Consider the following 21,503-nt stretch of genomic DNA (forward strand, 5'->3'; position numbering starts at 1 on the left):
AGTCTAGCTAATTGCTCTTGAACTTTGGATAGCGTTTGCGTGAAGCTGGCTAAGCGCTCTCGTTCTTGCTCTACGACGGCGGCGGGAGCACGCTCAACAAAGTTTGGGTTGCTTAGTTTGCCGTTGGCTTTGGCTATCTCATTATTTAAACGTTCGATTTCTTTATTCAAGCGAGCGGTTTCGGCTTCTACATCGATTTCCACATGGAGCATAAGTTGTGTGGTTCCGACGACTTGGACAGGGGCGCCCAGATCGGGAAGCTGCTCATGAAGCTCGACCTCGGACATCTTGGCTAGCGCCATGAGGTATGGACGATTTTGTTCGAGCATAGCGGCATCCCCTTGAGCAAATAGCGGTACACGCTCTGATGGAGATAAGCCCATTTCACTACGTAAAGCACGGATAGCATCGACTTGAGCTTTAAGTTCGGCAACCTGCTTTTCCGCTTTTTCATCGATCAAGCTTGGGTTAGGCTCAGGGTAGGGCTGTACGCTAATACTGAGGTTTTCCTCGGCAGTGCGTTTAGCCGCGACCAGTGAAACTTTTTGCCAGAGCTCTTCGGTAATATATGGAATAATAGGGTGCGCGAGACGTAGTACGGTTTCTAGTACTTCGATTAGCGTACGTTGTGTGGCCAGTTTTTGTGCAGGGTTGCCTTGTTGGATTTGTACCTTGGCCATTTCTAAGTACCAGTCGCAATATTCATCCCATACAAAGTGGTAAATGGCATTGGCGATGTTATCAAAGCGGTACTCGGCAAAATTGCGCTCTACGGTTTGGATGAGGCGCTGTAATTGGCTGCGAATCCATTTATCTACAGTCGAGTACTCGGTTAACGCACAAAACTGCATAAAAGGCTCTTGTGCTTCGGTGTTCATCAGCACAAAGCGAGTGGCATTCCAAAGCTTATTATTAAAGTTGCGATACCCCTCGCAGCGCTTCAGATCAAAGTTAATGTTGCGCCCCAACGTTGCATAGGCGGCCATGGTGAAACGCAAGGCGTCTGTGCCATAAGCTGGAACCCCATCGGGGAAGTCTTTGCGGGTGCGCTTGGCAATGCTGTCAGCTTGTTTAGGGTTCATTAAGCCAAAGGTGCGTTTTTTGACAAGGCTTTCCACGTCAATACCATCAATGAGATCCACGGGGTCAATGGTATTGCCACGGGATTTACTCATTTTTTTGCCTTCCATATCACAGACAAGGCCATGTACATAGACGGTGTGGAAAGGCACCTGCCCGGTCATGTGCATACTCATCATGACCATACGAGCTACCCAGAAGAAAATAATATCAAAACCGGTGACGAGAACACTGGAGGGCAAGTATTTCGCCAGATCGGGCGTTTGCTCTGGCCAGCCTAGGTCAGTAAATGGAACGAGTGCAGATGAAAACCAGGTGTCTAAGACGTCTTCGTCACGGCGTAGCTCACCTTGGATCCCCGCGGCAGCCGCTTTTTGCTTGGCCTCGTTTTCATCACGCGCCACAATAATTTCGCCGTCTTCAGAGTACCAAGCAGGGATCTGATGCCCCCACCAGAGTTGGCGTGAAATACACCAGTCTTGGATATTGTTAAGCCATTGGTTGTAAGTATTGGTCCAGTTTTCTGGAACGAATTTGATTTGTCCGTTCGCAACGACTTCGAGAGCGACTTCGGTAATGCTTTTACCTGGGTGTAACGAGTCGGCAGGGGCGGGTTTGCTCATGGCAACGAACCACTGATCGGTGAGCATAGGCTCAATAACGGTATTGGTGCGATCGCCACGGGGTACCATCAGTGTGTGAGGCTTAATGGCTTGGAGGGCATCGATAGCCTCTAGGTCAGCAACAATTTGTTTGCGTGCTTCAAAGCGGTCTAGGCCTTGATATTTTTCTGGGGCGTTTTCGTTGATTTTGGCATCGAGAGTTAGGATGCTGATTTTGTCTAAGCCATGACGCTCGCCCACGGCGTAGTCATTAAAGTCATGGGCAGGAGTGACTTTAACCACACCGGTCCCAAAGGATTTATCAACGTAGTCGTCCGCAATGATTGGGATTTCGCGACCGACCAAAGGCAAGGTAACCGTTTGACCAATGAGATGCTGGTAACGTTCATCGTCGGGGTGGACCATGACCGCTACGTCACCTAGCATGGTTTCAGGGCGGGTGGTGGCCACAACGAGATGCGTTAAATCATTGGTAGGCTGAGTCAGTGGATAGCGAATTTCCCATAAATGGCCCTGTTCCTCGACGCTTTCTACTTCTAGATCAGACACCGCTGTGCCTAGCACAGGATCCCAGTTGACCAAACGCTTACCACGGTAGATTAGGCCTTGCTCATATAAGCGTACAAAGGTTTCTGCTACACCACGAGTGAGGTTTTCGTCCATCGTGAAGTATTCGCGCTCCCAGTCACACGAAGCTCCCAGGCGACGAATTTGTTTTGTAATGGCATTGCCGGATTGCTCTTTCCACTCCCAGACCTTCTCTACAAATTTTTCGCGGCCTAAATCATGACGGGAGATATTTTCCTCATCCAGCTGACGCTCAACGACGATTTGCGTGGCGATACCGGCGTGGTCCGTGCCTGGGATAAACGCCGTATCATAGCCTTTCATGCGATGATATCGAGCCAAGCCGTCCATGATGGTTTGGTTAAACGCATGCCCCATATGTAAGGTACCCGTCACGTTAGGTGGGGGACACTGGATCACAAAAGTGGGTGCGTTATCGTTGGTGGTATGGACATGTTGACCACTACGGAATAAACCGGCCTGCTCCCATTGGGCATAACGAGGGCCTTCAATGTCTTTGGGTTCAAAGCTTTTAGCAAGCTGATCAAGTAGAGATGTATTGGAAGAGTTGGTCATTGTGTTGCGATATTAGGCCAGACCTGTGGGGTATTGCCCCCAAAATCGGCTGTTAAAAAGAATAAGTTTAAAAGCGTTATTTTAAGATGCAGCATGACGCTGTGAGCATGTTAAAATACTTCGCTATCTTAAAAAGATCAAAAGTGATTGTTTTTGTTGGTAAAAACAACATTTTCTTTGTCAATGTCGTCGTTGTCTAGGCAATAACGACCTTATTTTTGTTTATACTGGGATTTTACATGGCTATTGAACGCACCCTATCTATTATTAAACCTGATGCTGTTGCAAAAAACGCAATTGGTCAAATCGTAGCTCGCTTTGAAGCCGCCGGCTTAAAAGTCGTAGCTGCCCGTTTGGTACAACTCTCCCGTGCCGAGGCCGAAGGCTTCTACGCTGTACACAAAGAGCGTCCTTTCTTTAATGATTTAGTTGAGTTCATGATTTCCGGTCCTGTGTTCGTACAGGTCTTAGAAGGCGAAAATGCCATTGCTAAAAACCGTGAGCTCATGGGTGCAACCAACCCCAAAGAAGCCGCTCCCGGCACCATCCGTGCTGATTTCGCCGAAAGCATTGATGCTAACGCGGTACACGGTTCGGATGCTCCTGAAACCGCTGCTGTTGAGATTGCTTATTTCTTTGCTGAAACTGAAATCCACAGCCGTTAATTAACTGCTTAACACGCTCGTCAAATCATTATGTCAGAAACTCGTACAAATATCATAGGGCATACGCTCGAACAATTGGTAGAACTGGTGGCCCAATGGGGGAACAAGCCGTTTCGTGCCAAGCAGCTTCAACGCTGGATTCATCAGCGTGGGGTTAATGATTTTGAGCAAATGACGGATTTGGCGCGCGTGTTTCGCCAGCAGTTGGCAGAGCATTGTTCGATTTGTGCTCCGACTAAACAAATTGAACAGCGCTCTGCGGATGGCACGCGTAAATGGTTATTTGATGTAGGGCAAAATAATGCCGTGGAGGCCGTTTATATTCCCGAGGATGATCGTGGCACGTTGTGTATTTCTAGCCAAGCAGGGTGCACCGTGGCTTGTCCTTTTTGCTCTACTGGTTACCAAGGCTTTAATCGTAATTTAAGTGCGGCTGAAATTATTGGGCAACTTTGGTTTGCGCGAGACCAGTTACGCCAAGATCCCACCGCTGCACGAGTAGGAGCACAGCCGCAGCCTGTGGTGGATGATCGCTATGTGACAAATGTAGTGTTTATGGGGATGGGCGAGCCGCTGCTTAATTACGATCAGGTGTTAATTGCGCTGCAACTGATGCTTGATGATAATGCCTATGGCTTGTCTCGGCGTCGCGTTACTGTATCGACATCTGGGGTAGTGCCGTTTATGGATCGCTTAGCCCAAGACTGTCCTGTTGCGTTAGCGGTCTCTTTACATGCGCCTAATGACGCCTTGCGTGACAAGCTAGTACCGCTTAATCGTAAGCACCCATTACGTGAGCTCATTGCGTCCTGTAATAACTATCTGCAGTACGCGCCGCGAGACTTTATTACTTTTGAATACATTATGCTGGATGGCATTAATGATCAGCCTGAGCATGCGCAGCAGCTCTTAGATATTGCTAAACAAGTCAGCTGCAAATTCAATCTAATACCTTTTAACCCATTTCCACAGTCGGGGCTAAAACGTTCGCCGCAGGCTGTGGTCCGTGACTTTGCACAACGTCTCCAAGACGGTGGGGTGGTGACCACTATACGTAAAACCCGAGGGGATGATATTGATGCAGCTTGTGGTCAGCTTGCCGGGGATATTCGTGATCGCACCCGTATTCGTGAGCGCTTGCCTAATCAAGGAACCATCTTAATTCAACCGGAGCGAGCATGAACTCACCTGTCTCTAGCCCAGAGTTAGAGCTTACCTCTCAATCGTTAGGGCCTTTTATTGCAGAATTACGTCAGGCTCAAGGTTTAAGCTATCACGACGTTTCTATACGAATTAAATATTCAGCTTTGCAGCTAGAGGCTTTAGAAAAAGAGGACTGGCAAGCTTTGCCCAGTGGGATGCCATTGCGTTGGATGGTGAAAAGCTATGCTCGACTTTTAGGGGCTGATGAGAGTTTATTGTTGGGGATGCTAGAGGAGCAAACAGGTGTAACTGCAACACACAATATTAGACAGAAAAAGAAGCAATGGGATGGTGCAGATATGTCGTTATACACTGAGCCCACACAGCGGGCTTGGGGGTGGTGGCTTATTATCGCCTTGCTGTTACTGATCGCCTTGTTTTATGCTTTAGACCAAGGTTGGATTCCTGAAAATTGGTTGGTATTTGATTGGCTTAAAGAATTTCAGTCATGATTGATTTATTTGATTTTGCGACTTCAGATCGCCCAGCACTACCCGTCGGCGCGGCAGAGCGCCGTCAAACTCGCTGTGTCAAGGTTAATTGGGGAGCCAATCATGTATTGGTAGGAGGCGGAGCCCCAGTAGTGGTACAGTCCATGACCAATACTGATACCGAGAATGCCATTGAAACGGCATTGCAAGTTAAGGACTTAGCTCAGGCTGGCTCAGAGCTGGTGCGTATTACGGTGAATACGCCTGCTGCAGCCAAAGAGGTACCAGCTATTCGAGAGCAGCTAGACCGCATGAATATAGATGTGCCACTCGTAGGTGATTTTCACTATAACGGGCACAAACTGCTAACGGAATACCCAGAGTGTGCTCAAGCACTATCTAAATATCGTATTAACCCAGGCAACATGGGGGGCGGTAAGCGTCGAGACGACAATTTTGCGCAAATGATCGAGGTGGCGTGCAAATACAATAAGCCTGTGCGTATTGGCGTGAACTGGGGTAGCTTGGATCACGAGCTGATGGCAAAAATGATGGACCAAAACGCACAGCGGCATCGCCCATGGGAAGCCCAGGCTGTCATGCGTGAAGCCCTGGTTGTTTCTGCGATTTCTAATGCACAGCGCGCAGAGCAGTTAGGCTTGTCGGGCGATGCTATCATCCTTTCATGTAAAGTCAGTCATGTGCAGGACCTCATCACAGTATATCAGGACCTATCCTCACGTTGTGATTACCCGTTGCATTTGGGTTTAACAGAAGCCGGTATGGGGAGCAAAGGCATTGTCGCTTCAACTGCTGCCTTATCGGTGTTATTACAGCAGGGCATTGGGGATACGATTCGTATATCCCTGACACCCGAGCCAGGTGGTGATCGCCGCCAAGAGGTTATCGTAGCTCAAGAAATCCTTCAAACGATGGGCTTGCGTGCATTTACGCCTATGGTTGTGGCCTGCCCTGGGTGTGGACGCACTAGCAGCACGGTATTTCAAGAGTTGGCCAATGATATTCAAGCCTATTTGCGCGAGCAGATGCCGGTATGGCGCTATCAGTATCCCGGTGTGGAAACCATGAATGTGGCGGTGATGGGTTGTGTAGTGAATGGGCCGGGCGAAAGCCGACACGCTGATATTGGTATTAGTTTGCCTGGCACGGGCGAAACCCCGGCGGCACCGGTATATGTGGATGGGGAACGCATCGTTACCTTAAAAGGTGATACGATTGCTCAAGAATTTCAAAAAATTGTGCTGGACTACGTACAAAAGCGCTACGCCCCAGCAAATCAATAGGTTCGGACCTACGGAAGGTTTTTATGTCGAAGTCTGTACAAAAACTTCGTGGCTTAACTGGCATGAAGGACATTCTCCCAGGTGAGAGCGCTCAATGGGAAAAGCTAGAACAAATCGTACGTGATTGGTTAGCGAGCTACGGCTATCGGAACATGCGTACACCCGTGTTGGAATATACGCAGTTGTTTGCGCGCGGTATTGGCGAGGTAACCGATATCGTCGAAAAGGAAATGTATTCTTTTACGGACTCATTAAATGGTGACAAGCTCACCATGCGCCCAGAGTTTACAGCGGGTATTGTGCGTGCCTGCATTGAGCACAATATGCTGTATGATCGTCCGCATCGTATTTATTCAATTGGCCCCGTCTTTAGGCATGAGCGTCCTCAACGAGGGCGTTATCGCCAGTTTCATCAGATTGACGTCGAGGCCTTAGGCTTGCCTGGGCCAGACATTGATGCAGAACTAATTATTATGTTGGCACGGCTATGGAAAAAGCTGGGCTTAGAGGATGTGCGCTTAGAAATCAACTCCCTAGGCCAAAGCCACGAGCGTCTGGCTCATCGCGAAGCTTTGATTGCTTATTTGGAGCAGCATACCGATGTCATGGATGACGAGGCTAAGCGTCGGATGTATTCCAATCCCTTGCGAGTATTAGATACCAAAAATCCCGCCATGCAAGACATGGCAAATAAGGCCCCAAAGCTTTTTGACTATCTAGGAGAAGAGTCGCTCGCTCATTATCAAGGGGTCTGTGATCGTTTGGACGATGCCGGTATTGCGTATACTCTTAATCCTCGTATGGTACGTGGCTTAGACTATTACAACCTAACGGTTTTTGAGTGGGTAACCGATCGTCTCGGTGCACAAGGTACTGTATGTGGGGGTGGCCGTTATGATGGCCTGATGGAAATTCTTGGTGGTAAACCGGCTCCTGCTGTGGGTTTTGCAATTGGCATGGAGCGCTTGCTTGATCTCTGGCTACAAGATGCCGAGCCAGAGCCGGTGCCAGAGTGCCAAGTATACATGGTGCACCAAGGGGATGCGGCTCAGCGTCAAGCGATGCGGTTAGCCGAGCAGTTGCGAGATGTGGGGCTGCGGGTATTGGTTCATGCGGGCTCGACAGGTTTTAAATCCCAATTTAGGCGGGCGGATGCCAGTGGGGCTGTTGTTGCTGTCATTTTAGGGGAAAACGAGGTAAAAGCGCGTCAAGCCAGTGTGAAATGGCTACGCATGGCGGACCAAGACCAACCCCAAGAGAGCATTGACTTTGATCAATTGGCTGCACACCTTCAGACAAAGGTATAACACATGGCATACGATATAGAAGAGCAGGAAAAGCTAGAAGCCATCAAAGACTGGTGGGACCGAAATGGCACCAAAGTCATTATTTTGGCTTTTTTGTTTGCGGCAGCCGTTATTGGCTGGCGTGGCTACCAGTGGTATGAGCAGCATCAAGCGACTAAGGCATTAGGTTATTATGAGGCCCTAGAGCTTGCCGCGGGGCAAGACGGAGAAGAGGCTAAAACACGGGTTTTAGCTGCAAGTGAAGTCCTCCGTAAGGATTATGCAAAATCAGGTTATACGAGTCGTGCGATTTTAATCGCGGCGCAGGCTTTACAAAAGCAGGGGGATGTCCAGGCTGCTCAGGCGCAGTTGCAATGGCTCATTGATCATGGCCACGAGACCGCTATGGTCGATATGGCGCGCTTGCGTTTAGCCGGTCTTTATCTTGAGCAAAAGGACTATGAACAAGCGCTTGCCCAACTACAAACTCCCAGCGCCGCTTACAAGGGCGTGTATGCTGACCGTCGTGGTGATGTGTACTATGCTTTAGGTCAGCTTGAACAAGCACGGGCAGAATGGCAACAGGCTAAAACGGCTCTGAGCTCGATGGCTTATGTACAAATCGTCGAGCTCAAGCTCGATGCCCTTGGAAAGGAATAAAAATGGCTGTGATACTGAATAAACGCTCGGCTAAACTTGCCGTGGTTGCACTTAGTCTTGCTGCGCTCAGTGCTTGCTCCATGTTTTCTTCCAAAGATCCGCGATTTATGCCCGCTCCTTTGGTGGACTATGAGGCTCAAGTTGCTGCTAATGTGCGCTGGTCTGCTTCTATTGGTAAAGGGGCCGGTTTTGGCTTTATTCCTGCGCGCGTAGGCGACGTGGTGTATGCCGCCACGCCTTCAGGGCAGTTGGCTCAAATTCGCTTAAGCACGGGGCAAACACTTTGGTCCACGCAAGTAGCGAAAAATCTATCGGCAGGGGTAGGAGCCGATGCTCGAGTGGTGGCGGTGGCTGCCAGTGATGGCTCGGTTGTAACCTATGATACGGCAGGCAACGAGTTATGGCGTACTAAAGCCAGTAGCGAAGTGAATGTGCCACCTGTCGTAGGCGATGGTGTCGTCGTTGTGCGTAGTTCTGACTATCGTATTCAAGCCTTTGATGCGCGTAATGGCGAGTTGCTCTGGAGTCTGCAGCGTCCAGGTCCTGCACTGGCCTTAAAAACCAACATCAAAATGGAAATTTTTGATGGAATGCTGATCGCAGGCCTGCCCAATGGACGCATGATGATCATCGAGGCCCACACCGGTATGGTGCAATGGGAGGGAGTGGTATCTCAATCGCGTGGCGCCACGGATTTAGAGCGTATTAATGATGTGGTTGGTGGCCCTGTGGCGGCCGGACCATTATTGTGTGGTGCTTCCTATCAAGGGCGTATTGTTTGTTTTGATGTCGCTCAGGGTGGCTTCCCAGTTTGGCAGCATGACTACTCCACAAAAACCGGTATGGCTACTGACGGCCGTATGCTTTTTGCGGCGAATCAGCGTGATGAGATTTCCGCCTTTGGCTTAGGGGATGGCACGGTTGTGTGGACGCAGGACGGTCTGCGTAATCGTAAGCTGTCTGGGCCCGCTGTTGCAGGCGATCAGGTCATCTTTGGGGATTTCCAAGGATATATTCATTTTGTCTCACGGGTAGATGGGCGTTTGCAAGGACGTTTACATGTAGGCTCGGGAGCCATTGTCTCGCCATTGGTTGGCACCGAACACGGTGTACTCGTACAAACGGGCAATGGTCATTTAGTATTGGTTGGTGTCAATTGAAAAGCATTGCTTTTAAACCGGTAATTACGATTGTTGGGCGTGCTAACGTTGGTAAGTCCACGTTGTTTAATCGTTTAACGCGCTCTAGGCAGGCTCTAGTTGCTGACTTTCCTGGTCTTACCCGTGATCGTCATTATGGCGAGGGTCGCCTTGGCTCTCGCCCCTATTTAGTGGTGGATACAGGGGGCTTTGAACCCGTTGTCAAAGATGGTATTGTGCGCGAGATGGCACGCCAAACTGAGCAAGCCATTGCCGAATCAGATGTCATTATATTTTTGGTGGATGCCAGAGAGGGCGTCAATCGCCTCGATTACGATATTGCTCAGCTTTTACGTCGTAGCGGTCAGCCGGTTTTGCTTGCCGTCAATAAGGCCGAGGGCATGCGTTATGGCGCGGCAGGCTTTGAGTTTCACGAGCTTGGCTTAGGCGAGCCCTACCTGATATCTGCATCTCATGGTGATGGGGTAGGGGATTTAATCGAGCAGGCCTTGTCGCATATTCCCGAGCCGAATCTGCCAGAAGAGCCCGAATTTGATGCAGATGCTACGGACGAAGCGCCTCAGCATCGTATCAAGCTGGCTATTGTGGGGCGGCCTAACGTAGGTAAATCGACGTTTATTAATGCGTTGATGGGTGAAGAGCGGGTGATCGCTTTTGATATGCCAGGAACCACTCGGGATGCGATCGAAATCGAATTCGAGCATCAAGGTACACCTTACACATTGATTGACACGGCAGGGCTACGCAAAAAAGGCCGTGTCTTTGAGACCATTGAGAAATTTTCGGTCATTAAAACCTTGCAGGCTATTGAAGCATCAAACGTTGTTTTGCTGATGCTAGATGCCTCGATGGAAATCTCGGATCAAGATGCGAGTATTGCCGGCTTTGTGGTGGAGTCAGGTCGCGCTGTAGTCGTTGCGATCAATAAATGGGACGATGTGGATAGCTATAAGCGTGAATGGGCAAAGCGAGAGTATGCGCGCAAATTACGCTTTTTAGACTTTGCTAAGGTCCACACCATTTCAGCTTTAAATAGGCAAGGGATCGCCCAAGTTATGCGTTCAGTGAAAAGCGCGCATGCTGCGGCTTATCGCCGTCTTTCTACACCCAAGCTAACTCGAGTGATTCATGAGGCCGTAGAACAGCAGCAGCCTCCTCGCAAAGGCATATTTAGGCCTAAGCTACGCTATGCGCACCAAGGTGGACAAAACCCGCCCATTGTTGTAGTGCATGGTAGTGGCTTAGAGGCCGTATCAGACAGCTATAAGCGCTATTTAGAAGGACGCATCCGTGAGACTTTTGATCTCGAGGGCACGCCATTACGCGTGGAGTTAAAGTCATCACGTAACCCATATGTTCAGGAGAAATAAGTGAGTCGTTTTTGGAGCGATCATATTCATGAATTGGTCCCGTATGTTCCGGGCGAGCAACCTAAACAGCAACTACTTAAGCTCAATACCAATGAGCATGCGTATGGTCCGTCTCCCCGCGTTTTTGCCGCGATTGCGGCCAAAAACAATGACGACTTACGCTTGTATCCTCCTTACGAGGCTTCGGCGTTATTGAGCGCCATAGCAAAAAAGCATAACGTCGCAACGGATCAAGTATTTTTAGGTAATGGCTCTGACGAAGTCTTGGCTCATGTTTTTAATACTTTGTTCTTACGTGCGGGGCGTCCGTTGCTTTTGCCGGATATCACCTATAGTTTTTACAAGACGTATTGCGCTTTTTTTAAGGTGCCGGCCGAGGTGATTCCGCTCGCCGAGGACTTCACTATCCGTGTCGAGGACTATACCCGCGAGCGCGAGGTCGCACCCGCTGCGATTATTTTTGCTAATCCCAATGCACCCACGGGTATCGCTTTAGCACTAGATGACATCGCACATATTGCACAGGCTAACCCAGACTCAGCTGTCGTGGTGGACGAGGCGTATGTGGATTTTGGGGCCGACTCCGCTGTGGCTTTGATTGCCCAGTATCCTAATATTGTGGTGATTCATACGCTATCTAAATCGTATGCTTTAGCCGGGCTGCGAGTGGGGTATGCAGTGGCCTCTGCTGAAATTGTTGCAGGATTGCAACGGGTTAAAGATAGCTTTAACTCTTATCCGCTAGACACTTTAGCTCAGGCTGGAGCCGTAGCGGCCATAGAGGACCAGGCCTACTTTGATGAAAAACGCTTTGCGATTATGCAGAGCCGCGATAAGCTGACAAAAGACTTACAGCAGTTGGGCTTTGAGGTTTTGCCATCTAAAACCAACTTTGTTTTTGCACGACATGCGGATCATGAAGCACAGCAATTGCATCAGGGCTTACGAGATCGTCATATCTTAGTACGCCATTTTCAGCAGCCTCGTATCGAACAATTTTTGCGTATTACCGTTGGTACGCCTGAACAATGCGCTAAACTAATAGCAGCATTGCGTGAAATCCTTAACGCGTAATACCAAGCCTATTATTGGTTTGTAGCGGGCATATTCAATATGCCTTACAATAAATTGATGTGAACTCACCTATATAACAACATAATTGGAGCTTAGCCAATGAGTAACAAAGGGCAAATACTACAAGACCCATTTTTAAACGCCCTACGCAAGGAACATATTCCTGTTTCGATTTACCTTGTTAACGGCATTAAACTTCAAGGCCAAATCGAGTCATTCGATCAGTACGTTGTGCTATTGCGTAACACGGTGACGCAAATGGTTTATAAACATGCCATTTCCACTGTAGTACCAGCCCGTCCTGTTAATTTAAAAGCGGACGAAGGCACTGAATAATCGTTTCATGACTTCGTGTAATTTCCCCGCTCAGACATGTTTTTGTGTCTGGCGGGTATTTGTTTTTACAGGGGTTATCCCATGCGTGCGTTAATTATCAGCGTTAACATGGGGAGCCTAGATTACGAGGCCCATGCCGAAGAGTTCCAGATGCTGGCTCAGGGTGCTGGAGCACAGATCATGGATACTGTGGTGGTAAAGCGTGATCGACCAGATCCGGCTTTGTTTATCGGTAAGGGCAAGCTTCAAGAAGCCGTTCTACTTGCAGATCATCATGATGTGGAAATCATCTTATTTGATCAGGCGCTTAGCCCAGCCCAGCAGCGTAACCTCGAACGCGAGTTTAAACGTCGGGTTGTGGATCGGGTGCTTTTGATCTTAGATATTTTTGCATTACGGGCTAAAAGCCACGAGGGTAAGCTACAAGTAGAGCTAGCACAGTTACAGCATTTATCCACACGGTTGACTCGGATGTGGACACATTTGGAGCGTCAGCAGGGTGGGATTGGGATTCGAGGTCCGGGTGAATCTCAGCTTGAACTGGATCGCCGTATGATTGGTGCAAAAGTCAAAAAGCTGCGAGAGCGCTTAGACAAACTCAATCGTCAGCGACAAACGCAGCGGCGTGCGCGTTTGCGCAGCAGCACATTAAATGTTTCACTGGTTGGATATACCAACGCGGGTAAATCCACTTTGTTTAATGCGTTAACGCGTGCTGGAGCATATGCAGCAGATCAGCTTTTTGCTACGCTAGACACCACAACGCGACGTATTTGGATAGAAGGGGCTGGTCAAGTCGTTATTTCGGATACCGTAGGTTTTATTCGAGACTTACCTCCTACGCTTATTGCGGCTTTCCGTGCTACGCTCGAGGAAACCATTCATGCGGACTTGCTCTTACACGTGGTAGATGCAGCAAGCCCGCAAAAAGATGAACAAGTACACGAAGTAAATAAGGTTTTAGCTGATATTGGTGCGGATCATATTCCTACCATATTGGTGTATAACAAAATCGACTCCACTGGATTATCACCTCGTCTAGAACGAGACGAAGAGGGTAATGTAGTGCGAGTTTTTGTCAGCGCTCTGCAAAGAGCTGGTTTAGATGACTTGCGCACAGCTATTGTTGAGTCAGGTCAAATACTGGAAAGTAATACGTTCCATGACGAGAATTTATAATTTGAATGATCCCGGTTGGGGACGTGACGGCAACCAAAATAGTGGTAATCAGCAGCAACCGCCTCGCCGTCCTGACAATCAACAGACTCCGCCCGATTTGGATGAGGTGTGGCGTGATTTTAATAAACGCTTGTCCTCTATGTTTGGTAATAAGGGTGGTAACCAAAATCCACCACCCTCTGGTGGACGTCAGCCCGCTAAGCTTCCTAAAGGCTCACCTAAGCTCTTTTTAGGGTTGCTGATATTAGTCATTGGCTTTTGGCTATCAACGGGTTTTGTCATTGTCCAAGAGGGGCAAGTGGCTGTTGTCACACGTTTTGGTCAATACACCAAAACGCTCAATCCTGGTTTGCAATGGCGCTGGCCTAGTCCGATTGAAGACCATCAAAATGTCAATATTGCGCAGCTACGTACCTTTGAAATCGGGTTTCGTGGTAATTCCCGCAATAAAGTGCTTTCTGAGTCTTTAATGCTTACCGCAGACGAAAGCATTGTTGATGTTCAGTTTGTGGTGCAATATCGTTTGCTGCAGACTGGAGCACCTGATTATTTATTTAATACGAATAATCCCGATGAGTCCGTACGTCAGGCGGCAGAAACCGCGATGCGTGAGATCGTAGGTAAAAAACCGATGGATTTCGTGCTTTACTCCGGTCGTACCGAGGTCGCCTCTGAAGTCCAGCAGCTTGCTCAAACCATTTTAGACCGCTATAAAACCGGGGTGCAAATTAGCACGGTGGCGATCCAAAACGTACAGCCCCCCGAGCAAGTCCAAGCTGCTTTTGACGATGCGGTAAAAGCAGGACAGGATCGTGAGCGTCAAATTAACGAAGGAAATGCTTACGCTAATAAAGTCTTGCCAGAGGCGCGCGGTCAGGTAGCGCGTATGCTGCAACAAGCCGAAGGGTATAAAGCCAAGGTGATTGGTGATGCCAAAGGTGATAGCGCACGATTTAATAGTGTGGTTGCGGAATACGTGAAGGCGCCTGGCGTGATGCGTGATCGTTTATACCTCAGTACCTTTGAGGAAATTCTCGCTAACACCAGCAAAGTGATGGTGGATAGCAAAAACAATAATATGTTGTACTTACCCTTAGATCAGATGGCTAAACAGGTGGCAAAAGACGCGACCAGCAGTGCTCAGCCTGCTCATGCGGCCGCTTCTGCGGCGGCGTCGAATACGTCTTCTGGTGCCACGACTACACCACGCGTGCCTGCAACCACTAGCATTCCTAATGCTAATGACGTGGGTAATTTAAGCAACCCTTATTCCCCATATTCCCGCTAGGAGGTCATGATGCAACGTTTGTTTCCTGCGCTGATCGTATTGGCCATTGCGCTAGCGGTGTTGTCGTCCTCGCTTTTTATTGTCAAAGAGCGTGATGCCGCATTGGTATTTGCTCTAGGTGAAGTGAAAGAAACCATCACGAAGCCAGGGCTATATTTTAAATTGCCGCCACCTTTTCAAAATGTGGTGTTCTTAGATAAGCGTCTTCAGACGATCGAATCTAAAGATCCTGAACGTATTCAAACGGCAGAAAAGAAAAACCTGTTGATTGATTCTTACGTAAAATGGCGCATCGATGATCCGCGGTTGTTTTACGTGACGTTTGGTGTCTCCGACCGTGGTGCTATCGAGCGTTTACAAGCACAGATTCGTGATGCCTTGAATGCTTCCGTTAACGTACGTACTGTAAAAGAAGTGGTTTCCGATCAACGGGATGCGATTATGCGCGAGGTGCTTGAGGCAGTGCGTAACCGTGCTAAACCGCTAGGGGTAGAGGTCGTTGATGTGCGCTTACGTCGTATTGACTTTGCGCCAGAGATTTCCGAGTCGGTGTATCGCCGTATGGAAGCTGAGCGTAAACAAGAAGCGAACCGTCTGCGTGCGACAGGGGCGGCAGAAAGTGAACGTATTCGTGCTGAAGCGGATCGTGAGCGTGAAGAGCTATTAGCAGATGCGTATGCTCAAGCTGAGGCCATTCGCGGTCAGGGTGAAGCCGAGGCAGCCGATATTTATGCGGCAGCTTATTCTAAAAACCCGGAGTTTTATCGTTTTTATCGTAGCCTAGAAGCTTACCGTCATGCGTTTAGCTCACAAAACGATACTCTGGTAATTAGTCCTGAATCGGAGTTTTTCCGCTACTGGAAAAACATTGGGGCACCAGGCGCTGCAAATTAAATACAGTGTTATTCTTTAGCACTTGGCTATTTGGAGCTGATTCGTTATACTAGTGTGTAAGTTTTTACACCATATCGCAGGCGACTTGGAAGGCTTACGCCCCAAGTCGCCTTTTTGTTGCACTGCCTTTACATAGAAAAAGCGAAGGCTATTCTTATGTCCAATTGGTTATTGCCAGAAAGCTTGGCAGATGTTTTGCCCGCGGAAGCACGACGCATCGAAGAGTTGCGTCGCTATTTATTAGATTTATACCGTACTTACGGCTTTGAGCTAGTGGCTCCGCCGCTTGCGGAGTACTTAGAGTCCCTACAGGCGGTCTCTGGGTCTAAGCTCAATTTACGCACAACCAAAGTCGTCGATCAGCTATCAGGACGCACGATGGGGATTCGTGCCGATATTACGCCACAGGTAGCACGTATTGATGCTCACTTATTAAATCGAAACACAGTGACGCGTTTATGTTATTGCGGTTCTGTGCTGCACGCGCGCCCCGAGGGCTTATTATCTGATCGTGAGCTTTTGCAAATTGGGGCGGAGATCTTTGGCTATGCCGGCGTCGAGGCTGATATTGAAATTATCCATTTAGCATTGGCAAGCGTAGCAAAAGTTGGCGTAAAAAATCCGCGTTTGGATTTAAATCTACCAGCTATTGGTCATGCCATTATCCAAATGGATCCACTATTAGTGCCCTATACGGATACGATTTTTGACTTGTTGAGCGCTAAAGATATCCCTGGTTTGCGTGCTCTTCAAAGTAGTATTCCTAATAGCCAAGAGCAGTCTATTCAGGCTTTACTTATCTTATGCTCATTATACGGCGAAGCCAATCAAGTTATTGCTAAAGCAAGACAGGTTTTGCCGACGAGCGCATCGATAACCCATGCCTTAGATCAGTTGCAAAGTCTGGTTGATTCACTGGACATTCCAGCGTTAACCGTGGATTTAGCCGACATGGGGGGCAGCTCAAGCTATCACACTGGGGTCGTATTTTGTGTGTATGCCGATGGCTGGCACGATGCATTAGTACGTGGTGGCCGTTACGATGGGGTGGGTAAGCTCTACGGCCGTGATCGTCCTGCCACCGGATTTAGTATGGATTTACGCAAATTGTCAGCAGGGTTGGCAGAGGCCAAGCCAGTGCGTGCAATTCGAGCCCCATGGGGGACGGATGCCGCGCTTCAAGATACGCTTAAACGTTTGCGCGAGTCGGGTGAAATCGTGATACAGATGCTACCCGATCAATCCCCTGTTGCCGACGAGTTCCTGATCGATAGGGAGCTGGTTTGTGAACAGGGGCAATGGCAAGTCCGCACTATTGCTTAATAAGCGGCTTCTTTCGGGTTTTTAGCTACTAACCGGCCAGATACATCCGGCCCTTATTTATTTGATACGTAACATGAACAAAAACATTGTGGTGATCGGCACCCAGTGGGGTGACGAAGGTAAAGGAAAAATTGTGGACTGGCTCGCCGAGTCAGCACAGGGTGTTGTCCGTTTCCAAGGCGGCCATAACGCAGGGCATACCCTGTGGATTAACGGCCAAAAAACGGTATTACGCCTAATTCCCTCTGGGATTATGCATGATCACGTGACATGCTACATTGGTAATGGGGTGGTTTTATCGCCCGAAGCCTTGCTTTCTGAAATTAAGGAACTGGAGGCAGCTGGCGTTAATGTCCGTGAGCGTTTGCAGATTTCGGTTGCATGCCCTTTGATTCTGCCTTATCACATTGCTTTGGATCAGGCGCGCGAGGCTCAGAAAAGCCCTGATAAAAAGATCGGTACGACAGGGCGTGGTATTGGTCCTGCTTACGAGGATAAAGTGGCGCGCCGCGCCTTGCGTGTGCAAGATCTGTATGACTTAGCTGTTTTTAAAGAGAAACTCGACGAAGTCTTGGATTATCATAACTTTGTACTGACTAACTATCTCAATGCAGAGCCTGTATCTGCAGACAGCGTGATGGAGCAGGTCGGCCGTTATGCCGAGGAGCTACGTCCTATGGTTGCCGATGTGTCTAGTCATTTGTATCAGGCCGCTAAAGCCGGTCATAAATTATTATTTGAAGGGGCCCAAGGGGCGCTTTTAGATATTGATCATGGCACTTATCCTTTTGTGACCAGCAGCAACTGCTTAGCGGGGGCTGCCTCCGCAGGCTCTGGTGTTGGGCCACAGCAGCTTAACTACGTGCTAGGTATCGCTAAATGCTATACCACACGTGTGGGCTCCGGTCCTTTCCCAACCGAATTGCACGATGAGATTGGTACTCGTCTTGCCGAGGTTGGAAAAGAGTTTGGCTCGGTCACAGGTCGTGCGCGTCGCTGTGGTTGGTTTGATGCCGCTGCTATGAAGCGTTCCGTAATGTTGAATGGTATTTCTGGTTTGTGTGTCACAAAGCTAGATGTATTGGATGGCTTAGATAGCATTAAAATTGGGGTGGGATATCGCTATAAGGGCGAGTTCTTAGATGTGTTGCCTCATGGAGCCCATGCTGTAGCCGAAGCTGAGCCTATCTTAGAAGAAATGCCTGGTTGGACAGAGTCTACCGTTGGCATTACTGAATACGATAAGCTTCCAGTCAATGCGCGTCGCTACTTAGAGCGCATCGCCGAGGTCTGTGAAGTGCCTATTGATATGGTATCTACTGGTCCTGACCGTAACGAAACCATTGTGTTACGTGATCCGTTTACGAAATAAACTCATGGATTTTTAAAAGAGCGGGCTTGCCCGCTCTTTTTTGTTACTTTTCAGAGCGCTGTGTTTTGGTTTATGATTATGCACCACACATAGATTAATACATAGGATCCTTCATGAGTTTGCCCCTTAATACTGATAGCGACCATTGGGTTAACTGGAAGCAATACAATGAGCTAATTGAAAAGCTCGCTTTACAAATTCACGAATCAGGCTGGAAATTCGATAAAATCGTGTGCTTAGCACGCGGTGGGATGCGTGTTGGCGATGTGATTTCTCGAATTTACGATGTTCCTTTAGGAATCTTAGCCACCAGTAGCTACCGTGAGGCCGCGGGCACGCAGCAAGGCACTTTAGATATCGCCCAGTTCATTACCATCACTCGTGGCACCTTGGATGGGAATGTGTTGCTTATCGACGACATGGTTGATACCGGTTTAACCTTTAAGCGTGTACGTGATCATTTGCGTACGCAGTTCCCCGCTATTACAGAACTACGTACAGGTGTATTGTGGTGGAAAGGCCACTCTGAGGTTACTCCTGATTATTATGTGGAACATTTGCCAACGAATCCGTGGATTCATCAGCCCTTTGAGGACTATGACAGCATCCGTCCTCACCAGCTAGAGGCGTGGATTCGTAAGGGTAAAGGAACCAAATCTGTAGAATGATTTTGACGACTAGTGCTAATTTATGCTAGTATTTTAGTCTATCCTTATATATGCGAATTGTGTAATGCTTTTATTACACAAGTGTCTTTAACCATTTTTTAGCAAGGCTTCAAAAGTACATGCCAATTGTTCGCCTGAAAGAAAACGAGCCTTTCGAGGTCGCGATGCGCCGCTTTAAGCGCACCATTGAAAAAACCGGTTTATTAACAGAGTTGCGTTCCCGCGAATTCTACGAAAAACCAACTGCGGAACGCAAACGTAAACGTGCAGCTGCTGTTAAACGTCACTACAAACGCATCCGTAGCCAGCAATTGCCTCCGCGTCTCTATTGATACCTGATAGTTTCATACAGGAACTATTAGCGCGCGTCGATGTTGTAGATGTCGTAGGGCGCTACGTACAGTTACGCAAGGGTGGGGCCAATTTAATTGGCCTATGTCCCTTTCACAACGAAAAATCACCATCCTTTACCGTCAGTCCTACTAAGCAGTTTTATCATTGTTTTGGCTGTGGGGCACATGGTAGCGCTATTAGCTTTCTCATGGCGCATACAGGGGCAAGCTTCCCCGAGGCCGTACGTTCGCTAGCGAACGAGGTCGGTTTAGTTGTACCTGAAAAACAACAATCTCCCCGTCAGCGAGCTGCAGATCAGCAGCGAAAAGAACAACGTTCCCAACACCAGCAGCTTCTTGATGCCGCCCAAGCACACTATGTGCGTCAGCTTGCGCTCCATACGCCTGCTCAAGACTATTTACAGCAGCGCGGCTTATCTGCACCGACGATTACGCGTTTTGGTTTAGGTTGGGCTGCTTCGGATCGTCATGACTTAAAGCGTGTTTTTCCCCAGTATGAAAACCCTTTGTTGGTCGAGTCTGGTTTAGTCATTGAGGCTGAGGATGGGCGTCGCTATGACCGTTTTCGCGGTCGTATCATGTTCCCTATACGCAATCGTAAAGGGGATGTGATTGGTTTTGGTGGGCGTTTAATTGCAGCAGGTGAACCTAAGTATTTAAATTCCCCTGAAACGCCACTGTTTTCAAAAAGTCATGAGCTCTATGGCTTATGGGAAAATCGGCAAGGGATTCGCACCGAGGGCTTTGTTACTGTTGTTGAAGGCTACATGGATGTGGTGGCGTTGGCAGATCGGGGTTTGGCTAATGCCGTTGCAACCTTAGGGACAGCGACTACTGAACATCACATACGTCAGCTGATGCGTGCGAGTGATCGTATTGTATTTTGTTTCGATGGGGATGGGGCAGGAAGACGTGCTGCTTGGCGGGCACTAACTACATGCTTACCGCAGCTACGTGACGATGTATCGATGCGTTTTTTGTTTTTGCCTCCTGAGCATGATCCGGACTCTTACGTGCGGGAATATGGGGCAGAGGCATTTAGAGAGCAAGCCAAACAGGCTTTGGTATTATCTCGGTTTATGCTCGATGAGCTCGCGACGCGTCATGATTTATCCGAAGCTGAGGGCAGGGCTGCATGTGTGCATGAGGCCTTACCCCTTTTAGCAACCCTGTCGGACAGTACTTTAAGTACACAAATTCAGCATGAGTTTGCGCAGCTGGTGCGTTTGACCGAGGATGAGCTGCAATTACGCTTGCTGCAGCAGCAAAAGCCGGTTTATAACAGAGAGCGTGCGGAAGCTCCCGCTTCCTCTAGGACACAGGGAGAGTCGTCCGTTGCGCCGACGAATCGAAAGCCAGCGACGGCGAATCGAAGTAAACGTGCTCGTTCCGTGACACCGCTGGCTAAGCGTTTGTTGCGCTTATTAGCGGCGCATCCACAGCTAGCCCTTGATTTAGATCATGATGCGCTTGAAATTATCGTACATAGCCCCACCTTATTCTTAGTACAGGAGCTGATTGCATTAGCGAATGACACCCAAGCCAAACATATCGGTGCGCTAACACAAGCAGTGGATCCTGAATCAGATTTAGCACATGTTTTAAACGGACTAGCCACCGAACTATTACAGCACGAAGAGTTGCCTGATCCACGAGCCGAATGGAATGATGCTTTGCGTAGAATACAAATCGATGCCATCAAACAAGAGCAATCCGATTTAATTGCAGCTGGCTTACCGGATGAGGCATCAAGACAACGCTACCAAGATTTAAGCCGACGTCTAGTGCGCTTGACTACTGCACCAGCACCTTAAGTGCAGTAAAATGGCTGGTTTTATACGAAAAATAATCGTATACATAAAGTAAATGTTTACGCAATAGCCCACGCAGCAACGGTAAAAAGGCAAGCGCTTTCATAAGATAAAGAGTTTGCGTCAGTTGGTTAGATGTACTTGAGCCTGATCGTACCACGCAGGGATGAAATCATATTTGACTCAATCACTGACGTTGCGACTTTGTCTTACTTTTTACTGAGTACCGGTGCTATTCATTAAATACCACACCAAATTTGGTGTTTTGCGTCAATGGGAT

General features: G+C 48.6%; 19 protein-coding genes. 18 read left to right on the forward strand and 1 reads right to left on the reverse strand.

Features of this window, described 5'->3' with window-relative positions; genetic code table 11:
- Positions 1–2,846 (reverse strand): valine--tRNA ligase (locus Q1V74_RS06395; RefSeq protein WP_300647555.1); only part of this gene is annotated, 2,846 nt, incomplete at its 3' end.
- 239 nt (positions 2,847–3,085) lie between these two features.
- On the opposite strand from Q1V74_RS06395, the gene ndk reads away from it, so the two are divergent.
- From ndk to dnaG, 18 genes are all read left to right on the forward strand, one after another.
- Positions 3,086–3,511, forward strand: coding sequence for a nucleoside-diphosphate kinase (gene ndk / locus Q1V74_RS06400; protein WP_260650435.1), 426 nt, complete (start codon positions 3,086–3,088; stop codon positions 3,509–3,511).
- Positions 3,512–3,541: 30 nt separating this feature from the next.
- Entirely contained in the window at positions 3,542–4,693 is a 1,152-nt protein-coding gene (rlmN, locus tag Q1V74_RS06405; RefSeq protein ID WP_260650436.1) for a 23S rRNA (adenine(2503)-C(2))-methyltransferase RlmN, read from the forward strand.
- Entirely contained in the window at positions 4,690–5,166 is a 477-nt protein-coding gene (locus Q1V74_RS06410; protein ID WP_300647557.1) for a helix-turn-helix transcriptional regulator, read from the forward strand. Before rlmN ends, Q1V74_RS06410 begins: the two co-directional genes overlap by 4 nt.
- Positions 5,163–6,449 carry a flavodoxin-dependent (E)-4-hydroxy-3-methylbut-2-enyl-diphosphate synthase gene (gene ispG / locus Q1V74_RS06415; RefSeq protein WP_300647558.1) on the forward strand — a complete coding sequence of 429 codons (1,287 nt, stop codon included), beginning with the start codon at positions 5,163–5,165 and terminating at the stop codon, positions 6,447–6,449. Before Q1V74_RS06410 ends, ispG begins: the two co-directional genes overlap by 4 nt.
- A 23-nt stretch (positions 6,450–6,472) precedes the next feature.
- Positions 6,473–7,756 carry a histidine--tRNA ligase gene (gene hisS / locus Q1V74_RS06420; protein WP_300647560.1) on the forward strand — a complete coding sequence of 428 codons (1,284 nt, stop codon included), beginning with the start codon at positions 6,473–6,475 and terminating at the stop codon, positions 7,754–7,756.
- A gap of 3 nt (positions 7,757–7,759) precedes the next feature.
- Positions 7,760–8,395: a tetratricopeptide repeat protein gene (locus tag Q1V74_RS06425; RefSeq protein ID WP_300647561.1), complete on the forward strand. Its 636-nt coding sequence runs from the start codon at positions 7,760–7,762 to the stop codon at positions 8,393–8,395.
- Between the two features lie 2 nt (positions 8,396–8,397).
- Positions 8,398–9,555, forward strand: a complete 1,158-nt coding sequence (gene bamB, locus Q1V74_RS06430) for an outer membrane protein assembly factor BamB (protein WP_300647562.1) — start codon at positions 8,398–8,400, stop codon at positions 9,553–9,555.
- 5 nt (positions 9,556–9,560) lie between these two features.
- On the forward strand, positions 9,561–10,925 hold the full coding sequence (gene der / locus Q1V74_RS06435) for a ribosome biogenesis GTPase Der (RefSeq protein WP_300647574.1): 1,365 nt from the start codon (positions 9,561–9,563) through the stop codon (positions 10,923–10,925).
- Complete coding sequence (gene hisC, locus Q1V74_RS06440; protein WP_300647563.1) at positions 10,926–11,999, forward strand: histidinol-phosphate transaminase; 1,074 nt, start codon at positions 10,926–10,928, stop codon at positions 11,997–11,999.
- Between the two features lie 99 nt (positions 12,000–12,098).
- Complete coding sequence (gene hfq, locus Q1V74_RS06445; RefSeq protein WP_260650443.1) at positions 12,099–12,335, forward strand: RNA chaperone Hfq; 237 nt, start codon at positions 12,099–12,101, stop codon at positions 12,333–12,335.
- A gap of 81 nt (positions 12,336–12,416) precedes the next feature.
- Positions 12,417–13,514, forward strand: a complete 1,098-nt coding sequence (gene hflX / locus Q1V74_RS06450; protein WP_300647564.1) for a GTPase HflX — start codon at positions 12,417–12,419, stop codon at positions 13,512–13,514.
- Positions 13,489–14,802, forward strand: a complete 1,314-nt coding sequence (gene hflK / locus Q1V74_RS06455) for an FtsH protease activity modulator HflK (protein ID WP_300647575.1) — start codon at positions 13,489–13,491, stop codon at positions 14,800–14,802. Before hflX ends, hflK begins: the two co-directional genes overlap by 26 nt.
- A 9-nt stretch (positions 14,803–14,811) precedes the next feature.
- Positions 14,812–15,696, forward strand: coding sequence for a protease modulator HflC (gene hflC, locus Q1V74_RS06460; protein ID WP_260650488.1), 885 nt, complete (start codon positions 14,812–14,814; stop codon positions 15,694–15,696).
- A gap of 156 nt (positions 15,697–15,852) precedes the next feature.
- Positions 15,853–17,019 carry an ATP phosphoribosyltransferase regulatory subunit gene (locus Q1V74_RS06465; RefSeq protein WP_300647565.1) on the forward strand — a complete coding sequence of 389 codons (1,167 nt, stop codon included), beginning with the start codon at positions 15,853–15,855 and terminating at the stop codon, positions 17,017–17,019.
- A gap of 73 nt (positions 17,020–17,092) precedes the next feature.
- Positions 17,093–18,391 (forward strand): adenylosuccinate synthase, encoded by a 1,299-nt coding sequence (locus Q1V74_RS06470; protein WP_300647566.1) that lies wholly within the window; start codon positions 17,093–17,095, stop codon positions 18,389–18,391.
- Between the two features lie 113 nt (positions 18,392–18,504).
- On the forward strand, positions 18,505–19,059 hold the full coding sequence (locus Q1V74_RS06475) for a phosphoribosyltransferase family protein (RefSeq protein WP_260650448.1): 555 nt from the start codon (positions 18,505–18,507) through the stop codon (positions 19,057–19,059).
- Positions 19,060–19,178: 119 nt separating this feature from the next.
- On the forward strand, positions 19,179–19,391 hold the full coding sequence (rpsU, locus tag Q1V74_RS06480; RefSeq protein ID WP_077733504.1) for a 30S ribosomal protein S21: 213 nt from the start codon (positions 19,179–19,181) through the stop codon (positions 19,389–19,391).
- A complete protein-coding gene (gene dnaG, locus Q1V74_RS06485; RefSeq protein ID WP_300647567.1) occupies positions 19,388–21,226 on the forward strand; it encodes a DNA primase in 1,839 nt (612 codons plus the stop codon). The genes rpsU and dnaG overlap by 4 nt, the downstream gene beginning before the upstream one ends.
- The last annotated feature ends 277 nt before the right edge of the window (positions 21,227–21,503 follow it).

It is taken from the genome of Paenalcaligenes sp. (genome assembly GCF_030152715.1).
Taxonomy (GTDB): Bacteria; Pseudomonadota; Gammaproteobacteria; order Burkholderiales; family Burkholderiaceae_B; genus Paenalcaligenes; species Paenalcaligenes hermetiae.